General features: G+C 63.0%; 15 protein-coding genes. 10 read left to right on the forward strand and 5 right to left on the reverse strand.

What is annotated here, in order from left to right; translation table 11 throughout:
• Positions 1-23 precede the first annotated feature (23 nt).
• Both recJ and BUA36_RS26985 read right to left on the reverse strand, forming a co-directional pair.
• On the reverse strand, positions 24-1,718 hold the full coding sequence (recJ, locus tag BUA36_RS26980) for a single-stranded-DNA-specific exonuclease RecJ (protein WP_072789559.1): 1,695 nt from the start codon (positions 1,716-1,718) through the stop codon (positions 24-26).
• A complete protein-coding gene (locus tag BUA36_RS26985) occupies positions 1,715-2,746 on the reverse strand; it encodes a hypothetical protein (protein ID WP_072789725.1) in 1,032 nt (343 codons plus the stop codon). The genes recJ and BUA36_RS26985 overlap by 4 nt, the downstream gene beginning before the upstream one ends.
• Positions 2,747-3,000: 254 nt before the next feature.
• Between BUA36_RS26985 and BUA36_RS26990 the strand changes: the two genes are divergently transcribed.
• From BUA36_RS26990 to BUA36_RS27015, 6 genes are all read left to right on the forward strand, one after another.
• On the forward strand, positions 3,001-9,906 hold the full coding sequence (locus BUA36_RS26990) for an SdrD B-like domain-containing protein (RefSeq protein WP_072789563.1): 6,906 nt from the start codon (positions 3,001-3,003) through the stop codon (positions 9,904-9,906).
• 50 nt (positions 9,907-9,956) lie between these two features.
• Positions 9,957-10,670 carry a PEP-CTERM sorting domain-containing protein gene (locus BUA36_RS31360; RefSeq protein ID WP_072789566.1) on the forward strand — a complete coding sequence of 238 codons (714 nt, stop codon included), beginning with the start codon at positions 9,957-9,959 and terminating at the stop codon, positions 10,668-10,670.
• 147 nt (positions 10,671-10,817) lie between these two features.
• Positions 10,818-12,083 (forward strand): lipoprotein-releasing ABC transporter permease subunit, encoded by a 1,266-nt coding sequence (locus BUA36_RS27000; RefSeq protein WP_072789569.1) that lies wholly within the window; start codon positions 10,818-10,820, stop codon positions 12,081-12,083.
• Positions 12,076-12,771 carry a lipoprotein-releasing ABC transporter ATP-binding protein LolD gene (gene lolD, locus BUA36_RS27005; RefSeq protein ID WP_072789572.1) on the forward strand — a complete coding sequence of 232 codons (696 nt, stop codon included), beginning with the start codon at positions 12,076-12,078 and terminating at the stop codon, positions 12,769-12,771. The genes BUA36_RS27000 and lolD overlap by 8 nt, the downstream gene beginning before the upstream one ends.
• 3 nt (positions 12,772-12,774) lie before the next feature.
• Complete coding sequence (locus BUA36_RS27010; protein WP_072789575.1) at positions 12,775-13,569, forward strand: TatD family hydrolase; 795 nt, start codon at positions 12,775-12,777, stop codon at positions 13,567-13,569.
• Positions 13,570-13,661: 92 nt separating this feature from the next.
• On the forward strand, positions 13,662-14,468 hold the full coding sequence (locus tag BUA36_RS27015) for a CsgG/HfaB family protein (protein ID WP_072789578.1): 807 nt from the start codon (positions 13,662-13,664) through the stop codon (positions 14,466-14,468).
• 37 nt (positions 14,469-14,505) lie between these two features.
• Here the strand turns inward: BUA36_RS27015 and BUA36_RS27020 are convergent, their stop codons facing one another.
• Positions 14,506-15,597: a hypothetical protein gene (locus BUA36_RS27020; RefSeq protein ID WP_072789581.1), complete on the reverse strand. Its 1,092-nt coding sequence runs from the start codon at positions 15,595-15,597 to the stop codon at positions 14,506-14,508.
• Positions 15,598-15,738: 141 nt separating this feature from the next.
• Here BUA36_RS27020 and BUA36_RS27025 point away from each other — a divergent pair, with 141 nt between their 5' ends.
• Positions 15,739-16,701 (forward strand): ComEC/Rec2 family competence protein, encoded by a 963-nt coding sequence (locus BUA36_RS27025; protein ID WP_084560373.1) that lies wholly within the window; start codon positions 15,739-15,741, stop codon positions 16,699-16,701.
• Between the two features lie 310 nt (positions 16,702-17,011).
• Here BUA36_RS27025 and BUA36_RS27030 read toward each other — a convergent pair whose 3' ends face one another.
• Positions 17,012-17,572 (reverse strand): hypothetical protein, encoded by a 561-nt coding sequence (locus BUA36_RS27030; RefSeq protein WP_139260708.1) that lies wholly within the window; start codon positions 17,570-17,572, stop codon positions 17,012-17,014.
• 714 nt (positions 17,573-18,286) lie between these two features.
• Positions 18,287-18,538, reverse strand: a complete 252-nt coding sequence (locus BUA36_RS27040; protein WP_072789609.1) for a hypothetical protein — start codon at positions 18,536-18,538, stop codon at positions 18,287-18,289.
• A 281-nt stretch (positions 18,539-18,819) separates the two neighbouring features.
• Here BUA36_RS27040 and BUA36_RS27045 point away from each other — a divergent pair, with 281 nt between their 5' ends.
• The 3 genes from BUA36_RS27045 to BUA36_RS27055 are packed head-to-tail and all read left to right on the forward strand — an operon-like array spanning position 18,820 to position 24,535.
• Positions 18,820-20,109, forward strand: coding sequence for a TolC family protein (locus BUA36_RS27045; protein ID WP_072789613.1), 1,290 nt, complete (start codon positions 18,820-18,822; stop codon positions 20,107-20,109).
• Complete coding sequence (locus BUA36_RS27050; protein ID WP_072789617.1) at positions 20,106-21,308, forward strand: efflux RND transporter periplasmic adaptor subunit; 1,203 nt, start codon at positions 20,106-20,108, stop codon at positions 21,306-21,308. Before BUA36_RS27045 ends, BUA36_RS27050 begins: the two co-directional genes overlap by 4 nt.
• Positions 21,309-21,310: 2 nt before the next feature.
• On the forward strand, positions 21,311-24,535 hold the full coding sequence (locus BUA36_RS27055; protein ID WP_072789620.1) for a CusA/CzcA family heavy metal efflux RND transporter: 3,225 nt from the start codon (positions 21,311-21,313) through the stop codon (positions 24,533-24,535).
• The last annotated feature ends 2 nt before the right edge of the window (positions 24,536-24,537 follow it).

The raw sequence follows: 24,537 nt of genomic DNA on the forward strand, positions 1-24,537 counted from the left end.
CGCGTCTTCAATCGTGCGCGCGGTCAGGCCGGCTCGGCGTGCTCCACCAGCAACTGGACCTTGGTGACGCCGTTGTACTCGTTGGCGTCAAGGCGGAAGGCCACGCGCGCGCGGTCGCCCAGCGCATCGATGTGGCCGAACCAGATAGCGTCGTAGCGGGCGCCGTTTTTCTCCAGCAGCAGCTTGAGGTGGCGCTCCTTGAGAATGCGCTGGCTGACGATCCGGAACTCGTCGCAGAACACCGGCGGCGCAAAGCCCTGGCCCCACACCTGGCCGTCCATGAGTTCAATGAAGGACGTGGTGTAGTAAGCATCTTCCAGCGGGCCGTCGGTTTCGATGACGCGTTCCAGCTGCTGCTTGCTGAGCCACGCACGGCCCACTTCTTCAAACGCGGCGGCGAAAGCGTCGAACGTCTCGGCGCGCAAGGTCAGGCCGGCCGCCATCGCGTGGCCGCCAAACTTATCGATCAGCGACGGCGCTTTTTTGTACACCAGGTCCAGCGCATCGCGCAGGTGGAAGCCGGGGATCGAGCGGCCCGAGCCCTTGATCCAGCCGTCCGCGCCTGGCGCGAAGGTGATGGTCGGGCGGTAGAACTTTTCCTTGAGGCGCGAGGCCACAATCCCGATCACGCCCTGATGCCAGGTATCGTCAAACACGCAGATGGTGCTGCTTTCGGCCGGCTCAAACGCGTCCAGGTGCAGCATGGCGGTGTCCTGCATGTCGGCTTCGATTTCGCGGCGCTTGAGGTTGATGTCATTGAGTTGCTGCGCCAGCTGCCAGGCGCGGCCCTCGTCGTCGGTAATCAGGCATTCGATCCCGAGCGACATATCTTCCAGGCGGCCGGCCGCATTCAGGCGCGGACCCAGGGCGAAACCCAGGTCGAACGGATTGGCGTTGCGCGGCTCGCGGCCCGCCACGCGGAACAGGGCCGCCACGCCCGCGTGCATGCGGCCCATGCGCATGCGCTTGAGGCCTTGGGCGACCAGGATGCGGTTATTGGCATCGAGGCGCACCACGTCGGCCACCGTGCCCAGTGCCACCAGGTCCAGCAGATTGTCCAGCTTGGGCTGGGTCTGGGCATCGAATACACCGCGCTTGCGCAGCTCGGCGCGCAGGGCCAGCAGCACGTAGAACATCACGCCGACGCCGGCGATGTGCTTGCTCGGGAAGCCGCATTCCGGCTGGTTGGGATTCACGATCACGCGCGCGGCGGGCAAGGTATCGGCCGGCAGGTGGTGATCGGTCACCACAACCTCGATGCCGCGGCGGTTGGCCTCGGCCACGCCATCGATGCTGGCGATGCCGTTATCGACCGTGATGATGATGTCCGGCTGCTTTTCGCGCGCCGTCAGCGCCACGATTTCCGGTGTCAGGCCATAGCCATACTCGAAGCGGTTGGGCACGATGAAATCGATGTTGGCGCCCATCGCGCGCAAGCCGCGCAGCGCCACGGCGCAGGCGGTGGCGCCATCGCAGTCGTAGTCGGCCACGATCACCATGCGCTTGCCGGCGGCGATCGAGTCGGCCAGGAACACTGCAGCGGCGTCGATATGCAGCAGGCCGGAAGGCGGAATCATGGCCGCCAGCTCGCTTGACAGCTCTTTCACGTCGGTCAGGCCGCGTGCCGCGTACAGGCGTGCCAATACAGGATGGATGCCGTTCTGGCGCAGCATTTCGGATTCGCGGAACGGGTAGGGACGGGTGGCGATGCGGGTCATGATTGCTTCAACAGGTGAGACAGGGAAGGCTTGCGCCAGAATTTACGTTGCGTCATGCCGGTGCTGTTGACATCCGTCCAGCCATGGCGATGGCTGAGCATCAGGTTCACGCGCGCCACGCGGCCGGCTTTCAGCGCCGCCAGCAGCGGCGCAAACCAGTCCTGCTCAAGGCGCTGCATGCGCGCCAGCCAGTCGGCCCAGTCGCCCACCTGCGCCGGCGCGATCAGCTCCGCCAGCATGGCGGTTCCCGGTTCGGCGATCAGTTGTTGCGCATCTGGCTGGCGCTGGCTTAATGCCGCCATCCAGGCCGGGCCGCCGGCGATCGCCAGTTGGCCGCCGGGTGCGGCCGGGCCGGCGCCGCCCCACAGCCAGCAGGAATTCACCGGCTGCAGGCCGCGCGCCTGGCGCGCTTCATTGATCGGATGCTCGTGCCACAGCATCTGGATTTCATTTTGCAGGCGGCGGAAATCGCGCGCGTGATCGCCTTCCGGCAGCCAGTCGCTCATGCTCTGGGTGGTGGTGGCGTCGGGCGAGGCGGTGCTCAGCGTGGTCCAGTCATCGGCGCGCATAAACCACAGGCCGGGCGCGCCATGCAGCAGCGGTTTGCCGATGTCGTCGAAATACGGGCGGGCGATGTCATACAGGCTAAGCGACTCTGCCTCGGTCAGTTGCAGGCCGCGCAGGTCGGACAGGAGCAGGTGCGTGCGCGAGATCTGCACGTGCGCAGGCTGCAGCATGAACCAGTAGCCCTGGCTTGCCTCGGCGGCCAGTCCGCAGCCGCGCATGGCCGCGGTGGCCAGCGGCGCCCCGGTGTCCGGCTGGCCGGGCGCGCTGGCCAGGCCCAGTGCATGGGCCAGCCAGGCTTCGTGCGGCAACACGCGGCTATCGCTGTCATAACTATGATGTTGCAAGCTGCCGTGGCGCGCCAGCAACGCTGCCAGCGCCGGCGCGTTGAGCGCGCGTATCAGGTCGTTGGCCAGCTCTGGTGGAGGTAGTGCAAAGGGGATTGCGAGGGTAATTTCGTTCATCCCGAGATTGTAGGGCATCCCGCGACGGGATGAATTAATTCTTTCAAGAAATTAAAATTACCAAAAAACCACGCGAATAGGAAAATTCTTAATTATTGTAAGTAAATGTTCGCTATAATTGCGACAACTAACATGCATTAACAGCATTACTCGAACCACCGTAATGCTTGGTATCACCAGCCCCTGCCTACCCAAACACCGTAACAGCGGCGCCGGCCCACAACTCCAAAAACGATTTTTTTTGAAGGCCTAGAATGAGCGCGATCAACCTTGCTACCACTATTCACATTTGCGAAGATACTAATGGTAACTTCGACATCCGCGATATCCTGAAACAGGCGGGCTACACCGCACAAACCTCGTTGGAAATTGCTGAGATGTCGGTTGTGCTGCCAGACGGTACGATTGCCGACGGCGACACGCCGCTGTTTGGCCAGGTGGATGCGGATACCATTTACGTTCATCCGGGCGCCTGGGCGCCGAACTACAACGGCCAGTTCGCGACGTTTGAATTTGTGCTGGACCAGGGCAAGAACACCAATTCCATCACGCTGAGCCTGCAAGTGGTGGTCGATCCCGTCAATGACGCGCCAACCGGCGCCGACAAGGCCTTCAACCTGAACAATGGCGCACCGGTGGTGCTGTCCCAGGGCGATTTCGGCTTTGTGGACGCGGTCGAACACGACGCGTTCATGTCGGTCATCATCACCTCGCTGCCAACCGCTGGCAAGGTCACGCTGAACGGCGTTGCCGTCGCCATCGGTACGGAAATTTCCGCAGCGGACATCGCAGCGGGCAAGCTGGCGTTTGAGCCGAGCCAGTCCACGTCGGGCAGCTTCGATGTCGGCTTCAAGGTACGCGATAACGGCGGCACCGTCGGCTGCGGCGCGGCCGACACCAGCGCCACGCCCAACTACCTGACCTTCAAAGTGCCGCAAGCGCACATCGGCGATTTCGTCTGGGAAGACAGCAACGGCAATGGCGTGCAGGACAGCGGCGAAGCCGGCCTGGCCAATGTGACCGTGCAGCTCAAGAACAGTGCGGGCCAGGTGGTCGGCACCACCACTACGGACGCAGCCGGAAAATACCACTTTGACGTGGATGCCGGCACTTACTCGGTGACCGTGAAAACCCCCGACGGCTACAGCGTGACGCAGAAAGGCCAGGGCGGCAACGATGCGCTCGATAGCGATATCGACGCCGCCGGCAACACCGCGCCGATCGCGCTGGCGCCAGGTGAAACCAATAACAAGGCCGATGCCGGCCTGTACCGTCCCGTCTCGTTGGGCGACACTGTGTGGTACGACAGCAACCGCAATGGCGTGCAGGATGCGGGTGAAGCTGGCGTGGCCGGCGTAAAAGTCACGCTGCTGGACGCCAGCGGCAATCCGGTGGCTGGCGCAACTGCCACCACCGATGCCAACGGCCATTACCAGTTCAGCAACCTGAAACCGGGCACCTACAGCGTGCAGTTTGACCAGACCAGCCTGCCAGCGAACTATGTGTTCACGGCACAAGGCCAGGGCGGCAATGCCACCAAGGATTCCGATGCGGATGTCAGCACCGGCAAGACCGCGCAAGTGACGCTGAACTCGGGTGACAGCAGCCAGCACCTGGATGCGGGCATCGTCATCAAGCAGGCCACCGTGGGCGACCGCGTGTGGGAAGACACCAATGGCAACGGCGTGCAGGACGCGGGTGAGCAGGGCCTCGACGGCGTGCAGGTGGCGCTCAAGGACAGCACCGGCAAAGTGGTCAGCACCGTTACCACGCATGATGGCGGCCAGTACAGCTTCACGGTGGATCCAGGCACCTATTCGGTATCGGTCACCGCGCCGAACGGCTACGTCGCCACCGGCGCCGGCCAGGGCGGCAATAGCGCCACCGACAGCGATATCGACACCAACGGCAACACCGGCAGCTTCACCCTGACGCCGGACCAGAACAAGAGCGACGTCGATGCGGGCTTCTACCGTCCTGCCTCGCTGGGCGACAAGGTCTGGTACGACGGCAATCACAACGGCGTGCAGGACAGTGGCGAAGCGGGCGTGGCAGGTGTTAAAGTCATCCTGCTGGACGCCACCGGCAATCCGACCGGCATCACCGCCACCACTGACGCCAGCGGCAACTACAGCTTCAACAATCTGAAGCCAGGCACCTACAGCGTGCAGTTCGACAAAGCCACGCTGCCAGCCAACTATGTCTTCACCGCGCAAGGCCAGGGCGGCGCCGATGTCGATTCGGACGCCAATGTCACGACCGGCAAGACCGGCCAGGTGACCCTGAATTCGGGCGACAACAATCACGATCTGGACGCAGGCGTCTACATCCAGCAAGCCACCGTGGGCGACCGCGTGTGGGAAGACCGCAATGGCAATGGCGTGCAGGACACCGGTGAGCAGGGCCTGGATGGCGTGCAGGTGGCGCTCAAGGACAGCACCGGCAAAGTAGTCAGCACCGTGACCACCCACGATGGCGGCCAGTACAGCTTCACGGTTGATCCAGGTACGTATTCGGTATCGGTGAGCGCGCCGTCCGGCTACGTGGCGACCGGCGCGGGCCAGGGCGGCAACAGCGCGACCGACAGCGATATCGACGCCAGCGGCAACACCGGCAGCTTCACGCTGGTATCCGGCCAGGCCAAGACCGACGTCGACGCCGGCCTCTACCGTCAAGCCTCGCTGGGCGACCGCGTGTGGAACGACGCCAACCAGAACGGCGTGCAGGACGCCGGCGAAAGTGGCGTGGCGGGTATCAAGGTCATTCTGCTGGACGCCTCGGGCAACCCGACCGGCATCACGGCGACCACTGACGCCAGCGGCAACTACAGCTTCAACAACCTCAAGCCAGGCACTTACAGCGTGCAGTTTGACAAGGCCACGCTGCCAGGCGGCTATGTGTTCACCGCGCAGGGAGCGGGCACCAGCGCCACCGATTCGGATGCCAACACCAGCACCGGCAAAACCGCGCAGGTTACGCTCAATTCGGGTGACAACAACCAGGATCTGGATGCCGGTATCTATGTCCAGAAGGCCAGCGTGGGCGACCGCGTGTGGGAAGACAGCAACGGCAACGGCGTGCAGGATGCGGGCGAACTGGGTGTCGATGGCGCCACCGTGTCGCTCAAGGATGCGAATGGCAATGTGGTCAGCACCGTGGTCACCCACGATGGCGGCCAGTACAACTTCACCGTTGATCCAGGCACATACACCGTGTCGGTGGCGGCGCCTGCGGGCTATGCTTTCACCGGTTCGGGCAAGGGCGGTAACGCCAATCTGGACAGCGACGTCAACGCCAGCGGCGAAGTCAAAGTCTCGCTGGCGCCGGGCGAAACCAATAACAGCATTGATGCCGGTGTCTACCGTCCGGCCTCGCTGAGCCAGGTGGTCTGGTTCGATGCCGACCGCGATGGCCGCTTGAACAACGGCGAAGTGGGCGCGGCGGGCGTCAAAGTGATCCTGCTGGACGCCAACGGTGTGGCGGTGCCGGGCGCGGTGGCGACCACCGATGCGAACGGCCACTACCAGTTCACCAACCTGGCGCCAGGCAAGTACAGCGTCCAGTTCGACAAGAGCAGCCTGCCAGCGGGCTATGACTTCACCTCGGCCACCCAGGGCGGCCCGGGCAGCGGTGGCTCGGATGCCGACACCGGCACCGGCAAGACCGCGCAAGTCACGCTGACCTCCGGCCAGGACCTGACGCTGCGCGCCGGCCTGGTGATCCAGCAGGCCACCATTGGCGACCGCGTGTGGGAAGACACCAACGGCAACGGCGTGCAGGATGCAGGCGAAGCCGGCATCGTTGGCGTCAAGGTTGACCTGAAGGACGCCAGCGGCAACGTCGTCAAGACCACCACCACCGGCGCCGACGGCAAGTACAGCTTCACCGTTGACCCGGGCAAGTACACCGTGTCCGTGACTGCGCCAAATGGCATGACCGCGACCGGCCAGCACAAAGGCGCCGACGGCTTGGACAGCGACATCAACGCCGACGGCCAGAGCGACCAGATCACCTTGAGCGCCGGCCAGACCAACAACAACGTCGATGCCGGCTTCTACAAGGGCGCGACGCTGGGCGACCGCGTCTGGTATGACACCAACAAGAACGGTATCCAGGACAGCGGCGAAACCGGCGTGGCCGGCGTCAAGGTCATTCTGCTGGACGCGTCCGGCAATGCCACCGGCGTCACCGCCACCACGGATGCCAGCGGCAACTACAGCTTCACCAACCTGAAACCGGGCACCTACAGCGTCCAGTTCGACAAGACCACGCTGCCGGCCAACTACGTGTTCACCGCCGCCGACCAGGGCACCAATGACGCCAAGGATTCGGACGCCAACGTCACCACCGGCAAGACCGCACAAGTGACGCTGACCTCGGGCGCCGTCAACAGCGACCTGGACGCGGGCATCGTGGCGCTGCCGGCCAAGCTGGGCGACACCGTCTGGGAAGACAAGAACGGCAATGGCGTGCAGGATGCGGGCGAAGCCGGCATTGGCGGCGTCACCGTGCAGCTCAAGGACAGCACTGGCAAAGTGGTGCAAACCACCACCACCGGCGCTGACGGCAAATACGCCTTCACCGCCGACCCGGGCACGTACACGGTGTCGGTCACCGCGCCGAAGGACTACTACTTCACCGGTAAGGATGCCGGCACCGACGATACCGTCGATAGCGACTTCAGCAGCACTGGCCAGAGCAATGCCGTGACGCTGAAACCAGGCGAAATCAACAACACCGTGGATGCGGGCCTGTACAAATACGGTACCATCGGCGACCGCGTCTGGTTGGACAGCAACAAGAACGGCCTCCAGGACAGCAGCGAATGCGGCATCTGCGGCGTCAAGGTCAAACTGATCGACGCCGACGGCAAGCAGGTCGGCGCGACGGTGACCACCGATGCCAACGGCAACTACCAGTTCACCAACCTGAAACCAGGCAGCTACACCGTGGTGTTCGACAAGAGCTCGCTGCCGGAAGGCATGACCTTCACCAGCGCCAATGTCGGCAGCAACGACAGCATTGATTCCGATGTGGATGCCAACGGTGTCTCGCACGTAATCAAGCTGACCTCCGGCCAGGTCGACAAAACCGTCGATGCGGGCGTGCTGGCCGCCGCCACCATTGGCGACCGCGTGTGGATCGACAAGAACGCCAACGGCATCCAGGATGATGGCGAAAGCGGCAAGTCCGGCGTCACCGTGGAACTGCGCGACAGCACCGGCACCGTGGTCAAGACCACCACCACCGACAGCAACGGCAACTACAAGTTCTCGGTGGAGGCAGGCACCTACTCGGTCGGCATCAAGGCGCCAGCCGGCTACCTGATTACCGCCAAGGACGTCGGCAGCAACGGCGCCGTCGACAGCGATGCGGACGCCAGCGGCAACCTGGGCTCGGTCACCGTGACCGCAGGCCAGAACGTCACCAATATGGACGCCGGCCTGTACCAGAAAGCGGAAGTCGGCGACAAGGTCTGGTACGACACCAATGGCGATGGCATCCAGCAAAGTAACGAACTGGGCGCCAAAGGCCTGAAAGTGTCGCTGCTCAACGAAAAAGGCGATGTGATCGCGACCGACACCACGGATTCCAGCGGCGTGTACTCGTTCACCGATCTGATGCCTGGCAAATACTCGGTCAAGTTCACCGCGCCGGACGGCTACATCTTCACCAAGCAGGACCAGGGCAGCAATGACAGCGTCGATTCGGACGCCGACAGCACCGGCCAGACTGCGCAGTTCACGCTGAGCTCCGGCCAGGTCGACAAAACCCGTGACGCCGGCCTGGTCAAGGCCGCCAGCATTGGCGACCGCGTGTGGGAAGACAGCAACTACAACGGTATCCAGGACAGTGGCGAGAAGGGCGTAGACGGCGTGACCGTCAAGCTGTACGACGCCAACACCGGCGCACTGAAAGCCACCACCGTGACCCACGACGGCGGCCAGTACCTGTTCGACGACCTGGCGGCAGGCAGCTACAAAGTGGAAGTCACGGCCGGCAGCGGCTGGTACTTCACCAAGTCCGGCCAAGGCACGGACGCCAACGATTCCGACATCACCATCGTGTCGGGCAGCAGCGGCAAGACGGGCGCGATTACGCTGGGCACCGGCCAGAACATCACCACCGAAGATGCCGGCCTGTACCGCAAGGCGGCGATTGGCGACAAGGTCTGGCGTGACGCCAACCACAACGGCATCCAGGACAGCGGCGAAGAGGGCATCGGCGGCATCAGCGTAGCGCTGTTTGATACGGCAACCGGCAAGCAGATCGGCTCGACCGTCAAGACCGACGCCAACGGCAACTACAAGTTCAGCGACCTGAACCCGGGCAACTACTACCTGCAGTTCGACAAGACCGATGTGAAGGTGTACTTCGCTTCGGACAAGACGACCTACAACATGAGCAACTGGAAGTGGGGCATGAAGAATATCGGCACCAACGACCAGATCGACTCGGACGTGCAGGGCGATGGCAAGTCGCTGGTGAACATCACCAAGACCGACAACATCGCGCTGACGTCGGGCAAGAACGACATGAGCTGGGATGCCACCATCACGCCAATCGCGATCGACCTGAACGGCGACGGCATCCACACCATCGCGCGCCAGGACATGACCGGCAGCTTCGACCTGCTGGGCAATGGCAAGCCGATCCAGTCGGGCTGGCTGTCCAAGGGCGATGGCTTCCTGGCCATCGACAAGAATGGCAACGGCCAGATCGACGACATCAGCGAACTGTTCGGCGGCGTCAGCAAGGGTTCGGGCTTCGCCAAGCTGGCCAGCTACGACAGCAACCACGATGGCGTGGTGGACGCCCGCGATACCGACTTCGCCAGCCTGCTGATCTGGCAGGACGCCAACAGCAACGGCAAGACCGATGCGGGTGAGCTGATGAGCCTGAAGGATGCGGGCATCGCCAGCCTCAAAGTGAGCTACACCGAATTGCCGTTCGTGGACGAGAACAACAACCTGCATCTGGAGCGCAGCAGCGTCACGCTGAGCAACGGCAAAACCGCAGACATGACCGACGTGTATTTCAACGTCGCCAGGGAAGATGCGGCAGCGGCTGGCGTGATCACGCCAACCATCGCCGACCTGATGCAGGAAACCAGCCAGGCCGTGCAGCTGGTGGGCCAGTGCCCGGCAGTACACGCTTAATTCGCCAGACCAAGACCGACCAATAGAAAACAGAAAATAGAAAGCACATTATGAAAATCAAATTCGCACTGAAAACCGCCGCCATCGCAGCAGCCCTGGCCTTCTCGGGCGCCAGCCACGCCGCCATCGGTTACGCTCCGCACACGGTAGGCCTGGTGACCGACACCCACGGCACGCTGCTGAGCGGCACCGCCTCCCAGGGCGTATCCGCCTACGACCTGACCGGTACCGCACTGGGCGCGCAGATCCTGGCGTTTTGCGTGGAAGCCAAAGTCGCGCAGGGCAACGGCACGGTCTACACCGAACACGATAAAGTGAACCTGTCGACGCTGTGGTCCGGCTCGACCGGCAACAAGGTCAAAGCGCTGTTTGAAACCTCGTACGGCACGCTGCTGGATGGCACCGCCATCGAGCAGAAGAAAAAGCTGCTGGGCTTCCAGCTGGCGCTGTGGGACCTGATTGAAGATGATGGCGATATGTACCACGGCACGACGCAGAAGTTCTCGACCGGCCTGACCGGCAACAGCGGCGCCTACGTGGCGACCGCGCAGCAAATGCTGACGGCGGCATCGACCCACACGCTGACCAATATGTACAATTACAGCACCTTCACCGGTGTGGCGGATAGCGCCCATTCGCAAAACCTGCTGAGCGTGTCGGCCGTACCGGAAGCCGATACCTGGGCCATGATGGCCGTCGGCCTGGGCCTGATCGGCTTCATGGGCCGCCGCAAATCCGACAAGAGCGAGAAATTCGCCGTTTAAGCAGTTCTTAAGGCCTGAACGCCGCGCCCTGGCAGCTGCACGCTGCCCGGCGCGGCTTTTTTATGGGCCAAGGTTCGGTGTTTCACCCATGAAATCCCTTTTGTATGGCACACTGCGGGCTATTCAGATTGATCCCCTCGGGAGCCCATGAGCATAGTCAAGAATTTGCCGTTCGAATGGCTGGTTGGCCTGCGTTATACGCGTGCTGGCAAGCGCAGCGGGCGGAATAGTTTTATATCGTTTATCTCGCTGATCTCCATGGCCGGCATTGGCCTGGGCGTGGCGGCGCTGATCGTGGTGCTGTCGGTGATGAATGGCTTCCAGAAGGAAGTCACGGACCGCATGCTGTCGGTGCTGGCCCACGTCGAGATTTTCGATGGCCGCGGTTCCATGCCGAACTGGCAGGCGGAAGCCGCCGAAGCGCGCAAGAATCCAGAAGTGATCGGCACCGCGCCTTTCGCAGAAACCCAGGGCATGCTGGTGCGCGACGACGTGCTGCGTCCCGCCGTGATCCGCGGCGTGCTTCCGGAAGAAGAACCGAAAGTCTCCGATGTCGCCAGGCAGACCAGGCGCGGCAGCTTTAACGCGTTGCAGCCGGGCGCTTACAATATCGTGCTGGGCATCGAGCTGGCGCGCGCGCTGCGCGTCAACCTCGGCGAGAAAGTGACGCTGGCGCTGGCACAAGGCCAGCCGACGCCCGCTGGCGTGCTGCCGCGTTTGCGCTCATTTACCGTGGTCGGCATCTTTGAAGCTGGCCACAACGAGTTCGATTCGGCACTCGCGTTCGTGCACCTGACCGACGCCGAGAAACTGCTGCGCATTGACGCGCCGGCCGGCCTGCGTCTGCGCTTGCAGGACATGCACCGCGCGCCGCAGGTGGCCGAGGATCTCAAGCACTCGATGCCGGGCGAGCTGTTTGTGCGCGACTGGTCCAAGCTCAATGCCAACTGGTTCGCCGCCGTGCAGACCGAAAAGCGCATGATGTTCATTATCCTGACGCTGATTATCGCGGTGGCCGCATTCAACCTGGTGTCCACGCTGGTGATGACCGTGACCGACAAGCAGGCCGACATCGCCATCCTGCGCACGCTGGGCGCCTCGCCGCGTTCGGTCATGAAGATCTTCATGATCCAGGGCGCGCTGGTGGGCATACTGGGCACCGTGATCGGCGTCAGCCTGGGCGTGCTGGTGGCGCTGAACATCGATGTGATCGTACCGTTTATTGAACATTTATTGGGAGTGCAGTTCTTGTCCAAGGATATTTACTACATCAGCACCGTGCCTTCGGATTTGCGTTGGCCGGACGTCTTCAAGATCGGCGGCGTGGCCGTGGTGCTGGCTTTTGTCGCGACCTTGTACCCAAGCTGGTGGGCCGCCCGTGTGAAACCTGCGGAGGCGCTGCGCTATGAGTAACCAGGAACCTGTCGTTCTGTCCTGCCGCAACCTCGGTAAGACCTTCACCCAGGGCAGCTACTCGGTCAAGGTGCTGGCCGGTATCGATATCGACGTGCGCCGTGGCGAGCGGGTGGCGATTGTCGGCGCTTCCGGCTCCGGCAAATCGACGCTGCTGCATCTGCTGGGCGGCCTCGATACGCCGACCGCCGGCAGCGTGACCCTGCAAGGCAAGGACTTCGCCAGCCTCAGTGAATCGGCGCGCGGTGACCTGCGCAATTCGTCGCTGGGCTTTGTCTACCAGTTCCATCACCTGCTGCCGGAATTCAGCGCGCAGGACAACGTCGCCATGCCGCTCATGATCCGCCGCGTCAAGCGTGACGTCGCTACGTCGGCGGCGCAGGAAATCCTGAAGCGCGTCAATCTGGGCAAGCGCGTATCGCACGTGCCGGGCGAGCTGTCCGGCGGCGAACGTCAGCGCGTAGCCCTGGCGCGCGCGCTCGTCACCCAGCCGGCCTGCGTGCTGGCCGATGAACCGACCGGTAACCTGGACCACGCCACCGCGCAGCAGATTTTTGACCTGATGCTGGAACTGTCGCGCACCCTGGGCACCGCGTTTGTCATTGTCACCCACGACATCGAACTGGCACGCCGCTGCGACCGCGTGCTGCGCATGACCGAGCAGGGATTGCAGCCAGACGAGGCGTAAGCCATGTGGATAGACACCCACTGCCATCTGGACGCGTACGAATTCGGCAACGAATCCGTGGCCCTGGCCGCGCTGGCCAAGGCGCAGGGCGTGGACATGATCGTGCTGCCGGCGGTGGAAGTGGCCAACTTCGCCATCATGGCGCAGCTGGCGGCCAGCGTGGACAATGCCTGTTATGCGCTGGGCATCCATCCCATCTACGTACCGCATGCGAAGGAAGATGACCTGCGCGTGTTGCGCGAGCAGGTCGCCGCCGCCATGGACGATCCGCGTTTTGTGGCGCTGGGCGAGATCGGCCTCGACTTCTTCATTCCCATGCTGACCGAGCCGGCCATGCGCGACAAGCAGGTCTTCTTCTTCCGCGAGCAGCTGAAGATTGCCCGTGACTTCAACCTGCCGGTGCTGACCCATGTGCGCCGTTCGCAGGACGTGGTGCTCAAGCATGTGCGGCAGATTCGGCCGAATGGCGGCATCGCGCACGCCTTCAATGGCAGCGCGCAGCAGGCGCAAGGCTATATCGACCTCGGTTTCAAGCTGGGCTTCGGCGGCGCCATGACCTTCACGCGCGCCTTGCAGATCCGCCGGCTGGCGGCGGACTTGCCGCTGGAGTCCATCGTGCTGGAAACCGATGCGCCGGACATTGCGCCGTCCTGGGTACATCCGGGCCGCAACAGTCCGGACCAGATTCCGCGCATCGGCGCCGTGCTGGCCGAACTACGCGGCATGACAGTGGAGCAGGTGGCCGCCGCCACCACGGCGAACGCCCAAAACGTGCTGCCAAGAATTTCCTTGCGGTAATTATTTCCCAATTGTGGGATTTGGTTAGATTTGATATTTGCTTAACAGTGCATAATTTCAAATCTTTACACCCACCTAACGGAGAGCCCGCCTTGAAAAACAACGTACGTAACTATAGCCTCGCAGCCCTCCTGCTGGTGCCCGCGCTGGGCTTCGCCGAGCCGAGCGAAGTCACCGAGCGCGCGATTGACGTCCCCAAATGCAACGCACCGGCTGCCAAGGTGGTGTTCACCGAATTCAAATGCAAATCGGCAGACTGCTCATCCGGCTCCGGCCAGCAGGACCCGCGCCAGTACCGCTGGTGGGAGCGGCAGGGCAATGTGGCGCAGCCAAGCTACACCGGCGTCGGCACCGGCATGACCGAAATGCTGGCCACCGCGCTGACCCAGACCGGCTGCTTCGACGTCCAGGAGCGCGCCGCGCTGGACGAAATCAACAAGGAACTGGCCCTGGTGGGCAAGAAGGTCGAAGCCGAAGCGGCCGACTACATGATTACCGGCTCGATTACCTCGCTGGGCTTCGAACAAAGCTCGACCGGCCTGGGTGGCCTGAGCTTCCTGAAAGGCCCGTTGGGCCTGCTGGCCGGCTCGGTTGACTTCAAAAAATCCAAGGTCCACATGAACATGGACATCCGAGTGGTGGACGTCAAGCGCGCCAAGATCATCGCGTCCAAGACCTTCCAGGCCAATAACGAGAAAAACGGTTTCGGCATCTCGGCACTGGGCTGGGGCGGCGGCACCGCGCTGGGCGGCAACCATGCCAGCATCAGCGGTTCGCCGCTGGAAGAAGTGGCGCGTGACCTGCTGGTGAAATCGACCTCGTTCCTGACCGAGACCATCGCCGCGAAAAACATCACCGAACACGTGGCCATCAAAGCCACCGACGTGAGCGTCAAATAAAGCGGCCACCTGGCGGTGGCCGATGGACGCCGCCTTGCTATTTGCACTGCGGACTGGCGGGCATGCCACACATGATGGCGCGGGTGACGTCGTCATTTGCCAGATACGTGGTGTGGGCCGTGTAGGGATTTTCCAGGTAGCCGAAATAGGTCTTGTCGTTGGAGACCAGCACATTGGCGATGGCCGCCTTGTTGCTGTAGTTGCTGGGCTGTAGCCACCAGGAGAGCTGGTCGTTCGGGTCGGTGAAAGCGACCACCGTGATCTTCGGTACCAGGCTGCGCGTCTTCTGGGCCGACAGCAGCCGGTTGAGGGCATCGTCACGTTTGCCGTCGGCCAGCAGCGATAGCGTAGCACTGCGGTCGGCCAGACTCAGTATCGGCAATTGATTCGCGCCCATGTACAGATAGGAGATACGTTCGATGGCGTCATCGCCCGCGCGCTTGCTGCTGCTATCGGCAGGATGGCCTGCCATGAGGTTGAGCGCGTCGAAAGTCATCTTGCTGCCCAGGCTTTCGGAGATCAGCACCAGCGGCACCGTCTTGCCGGCATTGCGGCTGGCCTGTTCTGCGGTTACCTGCGTGATGGCGTTGATGAAGGCCTGATTGATCGCGGCCTTGCTCTCGCCCTGATAAATCAGCGCATCGGACAGGCAGTCATTCATCAGCGTGTCTTTGAGCCTGGCGTTCAAGGTGGCGCGCACTGGCCGGCATGCATCATCCGCCGCGCAATTGGTCGGCGTGCCGCTGAGGTCATAGGCCAGCGTGGCCTTGCCTGGCGCCGTGAGGCCGGACCAGATAAACGCACTAAAGTAAATCGTGCCATCGGGCGTGCTGCTTTCCGCGCTGACGATCTCGATGCCATCGATATTTTTTGTCTGACTGGTTTTGGCCGCAGAGGTGCTTTGTCCTGTCGCCCTGGCGAGCGTGGTGATCGTCTCCAGCGCCCACTGCTGCTTATGCGTGCACATGCCGTGGACCAGTATCACATCAACCCTTTTGTCGGGCGTATTTGCCAGCAACTGTGTGATGCCTGCAAACGGTTTGCTGTCCTTGATCACCACATCCGGCTTGTACGGCGTGCTGCTGCAAGCGGCAAGGAAAACGGCCAAAGCGGCGATACCTCTTTTCATGGCGTACTCCTGGGCATCCGTTGTGAGATTGCCTATGGTGCCTGAAATTCTGGCTAACAATTCTCGTCAATTATCACGTTGAGGCATCTCAAGCGGGCAGGGTTGTCCAGCGTTGTAGTATCACTGCCGGGAGGTGGTGCGATGCGTATGGTGCTGATTGGCGTTGCGGCAGGCGTGACAGCGCTACAGATGCAGGCGTCGCTACCTTCATGGACCATGCTCGCCGCGCTGGCCGTCCTGTCCGCGTTGCTGCTCCTGCTGCGGCGTCGCCTGCGCGCCATGGCGAACCTGGGCCATGGCGCGATTGCCGGCTTCCTGTGGGCCGGCTGGCTGGCACACCAGGCGCTGGCGCCGCAGCTCGCGCTGGAGGACGAGGGGCGCGATATTCAGCTGACCGGTACCATCGATAACTTGCCATACCGTTTTTCTCAAGGCGTGCGCTTCAATTTTTTAGTGCAGGGCGCCAGCGCCGCGGTGCCGCAGCGGCTGGCGTTAGCGTGGTATGAAGGGTATCGCGACCAGGTCAGTGTGGTGCCGGACCTGCAGCCCGGCGAACGCTGGCAGCTTACCGTGCGCTTGCAGCGGCCCCATGGCAATGCCAATCCCTACGGCTTTGATTACGAAGCGTGGCTGCTGGAGCAGGGCTTGCGCGCGACCGGCTACGTGCGTCCGGCGCGCGGTAACCAGCGGCTGGATGGCTTCGTTGTGAGTGTTGGCAACCTGGTTGAACGTAGCCGGGCGGCGCTGCGGGAACGCATCCTTGCCGCGCTGCCGGGGCGGCCGTATGCCAATGTGATCGTCGCGCTGGTGGTTGGCGATCAGCGCGGTATCGAGCAGTCGGACTGGCAGGTGTTCAACCGCACTGGTATCGGCCATCTGATATCCATTTCAGGTCTGCATATCACCATGGTGGCGGGCCTGTTCGCGCTGGTGGCCTATACGCTGTGGCGCTGGTCCTTCTTCACGCGCGCGCAACTGCCCCTGCTGCTGCCGGCGCAGAAAGTGGCGGCGCTGGTCGGGGCGGCGGTGGCGTTGCTGTATGTGCTGCTGGCTGGTTTCGGCGTGCCGGCGGGACTTATACGTTGCGCAACACTTGATTTATAAAAGAAGCCGAAGATTTTGTTGGGATACTTATCCATCTAGTGTGCTGTCGCTAGATGAAAGTTTACTGTGGCAGATCAACAACGTTTTGCCCAAGCTGTTCGATTCTTTTCCAGCAGTAGACTTGCCCGCGAACTGAGAAAGCTATCACGTACTCGTGAGTACACCTCCATATGCGATTGCCAAAGGGCTCTAGGGGGCAAGGAGGGCGAGGCTGAGGTTTTGTTTTTTGGCCGGCAATATACGTCTTCCGAAACTACGAGGAAGGTTGGAATGCGAGTGAATACGCAAGGATGCTTAAGCGCCCAGCTGTTCACCTGCTTTGCGCTAAAGTCACGGCTGTTGCGCCATAGAATGCGCTGATAGAATTCTCAACGTAATTACTCGGGTTTGACGGAAGAACCCAAGTTGCCACCAACAACAATCTTCCTGTTGAGGCTGGCGCGAGATTTATGCGATCTCTCGCCGCCTTGATGGCTTTCATAGCTCGCTCGCCGGGCTCGCCAGGTAGTCGTTGTGCACCGCCAAGGAGCAGGACTAGGTTATGAGATTGGTTGTGCATGACGTCCGCTAGGGTGTCTGCCAGCGTCAATTCGCCCATCTCACTGGCCGGAGCACATTCGCCCCCGCATCGTGCGCGAAGCAGCTGAGCGAGGCGCGGTAGCCCATTTCTAACCATGATATTCGCCGCATCGATCACTTCCACGAGCATCCCGCCGGCCTCCAACATTGGAGCTAGGTCCCAAAAAAATTGAGAGGACTCTTCGTTGGAACTAACCTGAACGAACACGCCGGAAGCCAGCCCGCCGTCGATTGCCCCTGGAAACAGCAATCGATCCGCTAGCTGACGCGCATTTAGAGATGGATTTTTCATGTGTTGTCGTGACTGCCTACGTATTGGAAAACACTACACCGTATTCCCGCGCGCGACTAGGTAGCGCAGCAGTCGAGGCAATTGTATTGATGCTCGAATTGCTTCATGATGACCTCATTGAGGTCGAGGGTGGTATGAGAATTACTATCACTATTGATGACGAACTGTATTATACGGCCCTTGAATTTACCGATTCCCCATGAATAAGGCCGATTTGTTCCGCGAGGCAGTTAGGACGTTCGTCTAGGTGCGTTCTGCCAAGCGACTTAACGCTTTGGTTGGTATGATAGCCAGCTATAGAGGACGTACCTCTATATCGTGGTGATACGTCGTAGTAGTCCAAGTGGCGTTGTCCGGATCGTTCTCGATTATCAATACCTTCATCTGCTGCGGGAATCCCAATTAGTCTGCTTTGAATAAAAGTTGCAGTGTCGTACGCATTTTGTTTTAAACGATACCGTAGAGGAAATGCCCTATTTTGAGGAATTCTCCCGATCATCTTGACCTGCCTGTAATGGCTCTGCAAGGCCTACATAGCTAAGTACCCGCTCGAAAGCAAATGTGAATTTTGTCTTCCATACCCGGCGCGCTGCAAGGGGGGCGCCGAGCCTTGCCCGCTGCTAGCAGTGCCCGCACTGCGTCGCATCGTGCGCCTTGCATCGCATCCGGTTATGTTCGCCAAAATTTCACATTTCCTTCCGTTCGGGTACTTAGTTATATTTGTTCTGTTTGATTGAAAGCTGCTGCTATAATCGCCCGGCAATGAAAAAAGCCCTCCTGATACTGCTGATGCTGATACTCCCTCTGCAAGCGATTGCGGCGGCGGATCGCAATCTCACGCACGTATTGGGCAGCAGTGGCGGTCATGGGCTGGCGTTTGTCGCCAAACATATGGCGGAACACGCCGAGCACATCCTGCACCACCATGACGATGATGATGATGACGCCGATGATGGCGGCACTCATGTCGACAGTTCCCAGAAATCCATCCAGCACCTTGCCGACTATGAGCAGGGCTGCGGCATGAATATCCTGTTCCCCGCTTTCAGCGAACCGTGTTTGCCTGTGGCGCCACGCGCCGCGCCGTCATTCCGACCCGACGTGTTCTCTGATCGCAGCACCACACCGCTACTCCGACCTCCGCGCGCGCTCGCCTGAGCGCGGGCGTCCTTGCGCACGGCCGTTGACGGCCGCTGCCTGACCCAGCCCGCTTGACTGCATCCAGTTCAATCCTGCAGGGGCTTTTCATGCAAAAAATATCTGTACGGCCACGCGCGTTGTCGCGTGGCCGTTCGTCGGACCTTGCCGTCCGCCGGACTGTTTTATCCTTTCTTCTGGCAACAGCGGCTGCGCTGAGCCAGGCAGTCGAGGCGCCATCTTTCGCGGCGCTGCTCCAGCAGTCGCAGGCCAACGCGCCGCAGTTGCTGGAACAAGCCGCCAATGTGCGCGCCGCCAGCGCCGACGCCCGCCAGGCCGGCGCCTGGCTCAATCCGACCATCAGCGCCACCGCCGAGAACCTGGGCGCACCGCGCTCCGGCGGTGTATCCCAGCGCCAGGATACCTATACCGTTACGCAAGTGTTTGAACTAGGCGGCAAGCGCACTGCGCGCATCGCGGCCGAACAACGCAAGTTCGCCGCCGCAGGCGCGCGCGAGCGGCAGGTCCGGCTGGCATTCGCCGGCGAACTGGCGGTGGCCTACGCGACAGCCGAAGCCATGCAGCAGCGCCGGCAGGTGGCCGATGCCGAGTTGGGCAGGGCCGACGACGACTTGCGCGCGGCGCAGGCACTAGTCAAGGCCGGCCGCGAGGCCGAGCTTCGCCTGGCGCTGGCGCGAGCCGGCGTCGCCGCCGCGCAGGCCGCCGTGCAATCGGCATCCGCCGACGCCATCGAGGCGCTGGAGCGATTATCGGCACTGGCCGGCGCCGCGGAGCCTTATACCAGCATCGGCCAGCCATTCCTGGCCTCGGTGGCGACGCCGCGCCCACAGCCGGACTGGCGGCCGGGGGATGCGCCGGCGCTCGCCAGTGCCACCGCCGAACGCGACGCCGTCTCGGCACAAGTACAAGTGGAGCAAAAGCGCTGGTTGCCGGATTTGGGCGTGAGCGTTGGCATGCGCAAGTTCGGCTGGTCCGACGACAAGGCCGCAACCGTGGCCCTGACCGCCAACATCCCGCTGTTCGACCGCAACCAGGCGGGCATCGACGCCGCCAAGGAGCGTGCCACCAGCGCGAGCATGCGGCTGGAAGCGGTCCGCCTGGAGGCGGTTTCGCAGCACCGCTCTGCCTCGGCCCAGGTACAGGCCGCCGAGCGCCGCTTGCTGGCCGCCCAGCAAGGCGAGGCCGCCGCCACCGAGGCATATCGCCTGGGGCGCGTCGGCTATGACGCCGGCAAGACCGCTCTGGTCGAGCTGCTGGCCATACGCCGCGCCCTGTCCGAAGCGACCGCGCTTGCCATCGAGGCCCGCCTGGCCCGGGTGCGCGCGCTCGCTACCCTCTCTCTGGCCCAAGGCCGCAACCTATTTGGAGAAGCACCATGATGGAACAACAACGTGGACCGCTGGGCTGGCCTCTCGTCGCGGCCTTGGTGGCCGTCGCCGCCGCACTGGGATTCGGCGCCTCACACTGGCTGGCCGCGCGCCATGCTCCAGTGGCCGCCCCCGCCAGCACAAGCGGCGCCACAGCTGCACCCGCAGCCGCGACGCCGGCAGCGGCCAGCGCCGCCGACAACGGCGTGGAAGTCAAGATTCCTGCCGAATACATCGTCATCGCCAAGATCGCGGTGGAGACTGTCGGCAACGGCGGGCTGCTAGCCGAGATCCTGACCGCCGGCACCGTCGCGGCACCGCCGAATAGCGAGGCGGTGATCGTGGCACGCGCCGCCGGCAATGTCACGCGCGTCAAGCGCCAGCTGGGCGACACCGTGCGTGCCGGCGAGGCACTGGCCCAAGTCGATTCGCTGGAAGCGGCCGCTATGGCGGCCGACCACAGCGTGGCTAACGCCAAGGCCGAACTGGCCCGGAAAAGCTACGCTCGCGAGTCCAGCCTGTTCGAACAAGGCGTGACGCCGCGTCAGGACATGGAGGCGGCGCAATCATCGCTGGCCGTGGCCGAAACCGAGGCGCACCGCGCCAGCGCCGTGGCCAAGGCGGCCCACGTCGCCGCCGACGGCAAATCGGTGGCCGTGGTCAGCCCCATCAACGGCAGGATCACCGCTCAGATGGCGACCTTGGGCGGCTTCGTCCAGCCGCAGACCGAGCTATTCAGAGTGGCCGGCGACGGCCAAGTGCAGGTCAATGCCTCGCTGCCAGCCGCCGATATCAGCCGCGTCGCCGTCGGCGACAAGGCCACCATAGTCGCCTCCGGCGGCGCACCGGTGGAGGCGACCGTGCGCTCTGTCACGCCAACCGTCAGCGGTAGCACGCGCGCCGCGACCGTGGTGCTGACGCCGGTCGCGCCCGTACGCACACTGGTGGTGGGCGAGGGCGTGCAGGCCCGCCTGCACGTCAAGAACGGTGCCGCCGGCCTGGTCGTGCCCGAGGACGCGGTGCAGAACGTGGACGGCCACGACGTGCTGTTCGTCCGAACCAAGGATGGCTTCCGCGTGCAGCCGGTACTGGTCGGCACCCGCAGCGGCGGCGTGGCGCAGATCGTATCGGGCGTCAGCGCCGGGCAGCAGGTCGCCACCCGTAATGCCTTCCTGGTCAAGGCCGATATGATCAAGAGCGCCAAGGACTAATGATGATCGATTCCATACTCACCGGTTCGGTCCGCGCACGCTGGCTGATCCTGTTCCTGACTCTGGTGGTCGCGCTGGCCGGCGCCTGGCAGTTGAATCTGCTGCCGATCGACGTCACGCCGGACATCACCAACAAGCAGGTGCAAATCAACACGGTGGTGCCGACGCTGAGCCCGGTCGAAATCGAGAAACGCGTGACGTTCCCGATCGAGACCGCGCTCGCGGGCCTAAACGGCGTCGAGAGCGTGCGCTCGTTCTCGCGCAACGGCTTCAGCCAGGTCACCGCGGTGTTCAAGGAAAGCGCGGACTTGTATTTCATGCGCCAACAGGTGTCCGAACGCCTGGTGCGGGCCCGGCCAGATCTGCCGGAAGGCGCTTCGCCGCAAATGGGACCGGTTTCCACCGGCCTGGGCGAGGTGTTCCACTACAGCGTCGAGTACAGCCATCCCGACGGCAAGGGGGCGCCGCGCAAGGACGGCAAGCCTGGCTGGCAGCCCGACGGCAGCTTCCTGACCGAACAGGGCGAGCACCTGACCGACAACGTGGCCCGGCAAGCCTATCTGCGCACGGTGCAGGACTGGATCATTCGCCCGCAGCTGCGCACCACGCCCGGCGTGGCCGACGTCGATTCTCTGGGCGGCTACGTCAAGCAGTATGTGGTCGAGCCCGATTCCGCCAAGATGGCCGCACACGGCGTTTCGCTGGCCGAGTTGGCGCGCACGCTGGAGGACGCCAACGTGTCGGTCGGCGCCAACTACATCCGCCGCTCCGGTGAATCTTACCTTGTGCGTGCGGACGGCCGCATCCGTAACCAGGATGAAATTGCCCGCGCCGTGGTGGCCAGCCGCAATGGTGTGCCGGTCACGGTCGACCAGGTGGCCAAGGTCAACGTGGGCGGTGAACTGCGCACCGGCGCGGCCAGCCGTGACGGCTACGAAACGGTGGTCGGCAGCGCGCTGATGCTGGTTGGCGCCAACAGCCGCACGGTGGCGCACGCGGTGGGCGAGAAGCTGAAGGACGTCTCCAAGACGCTGCCGGAGGGGATCACCATCGTGCCGACGCTGGACCGCTCGCAGCTGGTGGTGGCCACCATCACCACCGTCGCCAAGAACCTGGCCGAAGGCGCGCTGCTGGTGATCGCCATCCTGTTCGGGCTGCTGGGCAACTGGCGCGCTGCGCTGATCGCGGCGTTGGTCATTCCCTTGTCGCTGCTGATGAGCGCGATCGGCATGAACTCACTCGGCATCTCCGGCAACCTGATGAGTCTGGGCGCGCTGGACTTCGGCCTGATCATCGACGGCGCCGTCATCATCGTGGAAAATACACTGCGGCGGCTAGCCGAACGCCAGCATACGGAAGGGCGCCTGCTGCTGCTTAAGGAGCGGCTGGAGGAAGTGGTGGCGTCCTCGCGCGAGATGCTGCGTCCGACGATCTATGGCCAGCTGGTGATCTTCCTGGTGTTCCTGCCGTGCCTGACGTTCCAGGGCGTGGAAGGCAAGATGTTCTCGCCGATGGTCATCACGTTGATGCTGGCCCTGGCCTCCGCCTTCGTACTGTCGCTGACCTTCGTGCCGGCAATGATCGCCGTGTTGATGAAGGGCCCGGTGGCCGAGCAGGAAGTCAAGCTCATCGCCATCAGCAAGACGCGCTATCTGCCGTGGCTGCGCCGCGCCGTCGACCGTCCGCTGCCGTTTATCGCCATGGGCCTGGCGGTCCTGGCGCTGGCGGGAGTTGCCTTCACTTTCCTCGGTCGCGAATTCATGCCGACGCTCGACGAGCAGAATCTGAACCTGTCCTCGGTGCGCATCCCTTCGACCAGCATCGACCAGTCGCTGGCGCTCGACCTGCCGCTGGAACGCGCCGTGCTGACACTGCCGGAAGTCAAGACGGTGTACTCCAAGGCGGGCACCGCGAGCCTGGCGGCCGACCCGATGCCGCCCAACGCGTCGGACAACTACATCATCCTGAAACCGAAGGATGAATGGCCCGCCGGCGTCACCACCAAGGAACAGGTGATCGAGCGGATCCGCGAGAAGACCAAACCGATTGTCGGCAACAACTACGACGTCACCCAGCCGATCGAAATGCGCTTCAACGAGTTGATCGGCGGCGTGCGCAGCGATGTCGCTGTCAAGATCTACGGCGACGACCTGGACCAACTGGCCGACAGCGCCAGGCGCGTGGCCGAAGTGCTTCGCAAGACGCCTGGCGCGGCGGACGTGCGGGTGGCGCAAACGGAGGGCTTCCCGACTTTCGATGTTGTCTTCGACCGCGCCGCCATCGCGCGCTATGGCTTGACGGTCAGGGAAGTGGCCGACACCGTGTCGACCGCGCTGGCGGGACGTCCGGCCGGGCAGATCTTCGAGGGCGACCGACGCTTCGACATCGTGGTCCGCCTGCCCAGTGCGTTGCGCGACAATCTGGACGAACTGGGCTCCCTGCCGGTGATGCTGCCGGCTGAAGGCGAGCAGCAACGCGCCTCGGTGCCGCTGCGCCAGCTGGTGCAGTTCCGCTTCACGCAGGGCTTGAACGAGGTCAGTCGTGACAATGGCAAGCGCCGCATCTACGTCGAGGCCAACGTGGTCGGCCGCGATCTGGGCGGCTATGTGGACGACGCCCATGCCCGCTTGGCCCAGGAGGTCAAGCTGGCGCCGGGGTCGTGGATGGAGTGGGGCGGCCAGTTCCAGAACCTGCGCGCCGCCACCGCACGCCTGGCCCTGATCGTGCCGGTGTGCCTGGTGCTCATTTCAGCCGCGCTGTACTTGGCGATCGGCAATGCGATGCTGACCGCGACCGTTCTTACAGCCGTGCCGCTGGCCCTGGCCGGCGGCGTGTTCGCGCTGGTGTTGCGCGGCATGCCGTTTTCGATCTCGGCGGCGGTGGGCTTCATCGCCGTATCCGGGGTTGCTGTGCTTAATGGTCTGGTGCTGATCTCGGCCATCAACAAACGTCTGGCCGATGGCGTCGATACGGCGACTGCCGTCATCGACGGCGCCATGGAACGGCTGCGCCCGGTGCTGATGACCGCGCTGGTCGCCTCGCTGGGCTTTGTGCCGATGGCGATCGGCAGTGGCACCGGCGCCGAGGTGCAGAAACCGCTGGCCACCGTCGTCATTGGCGGCCTGGTCACGTCGACCATCCTGACGCTGTTCGTCCTGCCGGCCATCACCGGCATGGTGCTGCGCCGACGCCGTGCCAAGGCGGCCAGCAATCCATTACCTACCTGAGG

It is taken from the genome of Duganella sacchari, assembly GCF_900143065.1.
In the GTDB taxonomy this organism is placed as follows: domain Bacteria; phylum Pseudomonadota; class Gammaproteobacteria; order Burkholderiales; family Burkholderiaceae_D; genus Rugamonas; species Rugamonas sacchari.

Bases quoted from the DNA above. Each gene is read 5' to 3' on its own strand.
- BUA36_RS27025 (WP_084560373.1), top strand. From the start codon at position 15,739: ATGCGTATGGTGCTGATTGGCGTTGCGGCAGGCGTGACAGCGCTACAG.
- BUA36_RS31360 (WP_072789566.1), top strand. From the start codon at position 9,957: ATGAAAATCAAATTCGCACTGAAAACCGCCGCCATCGCAGCAGCCCTG.
- lolD (WP_072789572.1), top strand. From the start codon at position 12,076: ATGAGTAACCAGGAACCTGTCGTTCTGTCCTGCCGCAACCTCGGTAAG.
- BUA36_RS27030 (WP_139260708.1), bottom strand. From the start codon at position 17,572: ATGAAAAATCCATCTCTAAATGCGCGTCAGCTAGCGGATCGATTGCTG.
- BUA36_RS27055 (WP_072789620.1), top strand. From the start codon at position 21,311: ATGATCGATTCCATACTCACCGGTTCGGTCCGCGCACGCTGGCTGATC.
- BUA36_RS26990 (WP_072789563.1), top strand. From the start codon at position 3,001: ATGAGCGCGATCAACCTTGCTACCACTATTCACATTTGCGAAGATACT.
- BUA36_RS27000 (WP_072789569.1), top strand. From the start codon at position 10,818: ATGAGCATAGTCAAGAATTTGCCGTTCGAATGGCTGGTTGGCCTGCGT.
- BUA36_RS26985 (WP_072789725.1), bottom strand. From the start codon at position 2,746: ATGAACGAAATTACCCTCGCAATCCCCTTTGCACTACCTCCACCAGAG.
- BUA36_RS27040 (WP_072789609.1), bottom strand. From the start codon at position 18,538: ATGAGTGCCGCCATCATCGGCGTCATCATCATCATCGTCATGGTGGTG.
- recJ (WP_072789559.1), bottom strand. From the start codon at position 1,718: ATGACCCGCATCGCCACCCGTCCCTACCCGTTCCGCGAATCCGAAATG.
- BUA36_RS27050 (WP_072789617.1), top strand. From the start codon at position 20,106: ATGATGGAACAACAACGTGGACCGCTGGGCTGGCCTCTCGTCGCGGCC.
- BUA36_RS27045 (WP_072789613.1), top strand. From the start codon at position 18,820: ATGCAAAAAATATCTGTACGGCCACGCGCGTTGTCGCGTGGCCGTTCG.
- BUA36_RS27010 (WP_072789575.1), top strand. From the start codon at position 12,775: ATGTGGATAGACACCCACTGCCATCTGGACGCGTACGAATTCGGCAAC.
- BUA36_RS27020 (WP_072789581.1), bottom strand. From the start codon at position 15,597: ATGAAAAGAGGTATCGCCGCTTTGGCCGTTTTCCTTGCCGCTTGCAGC.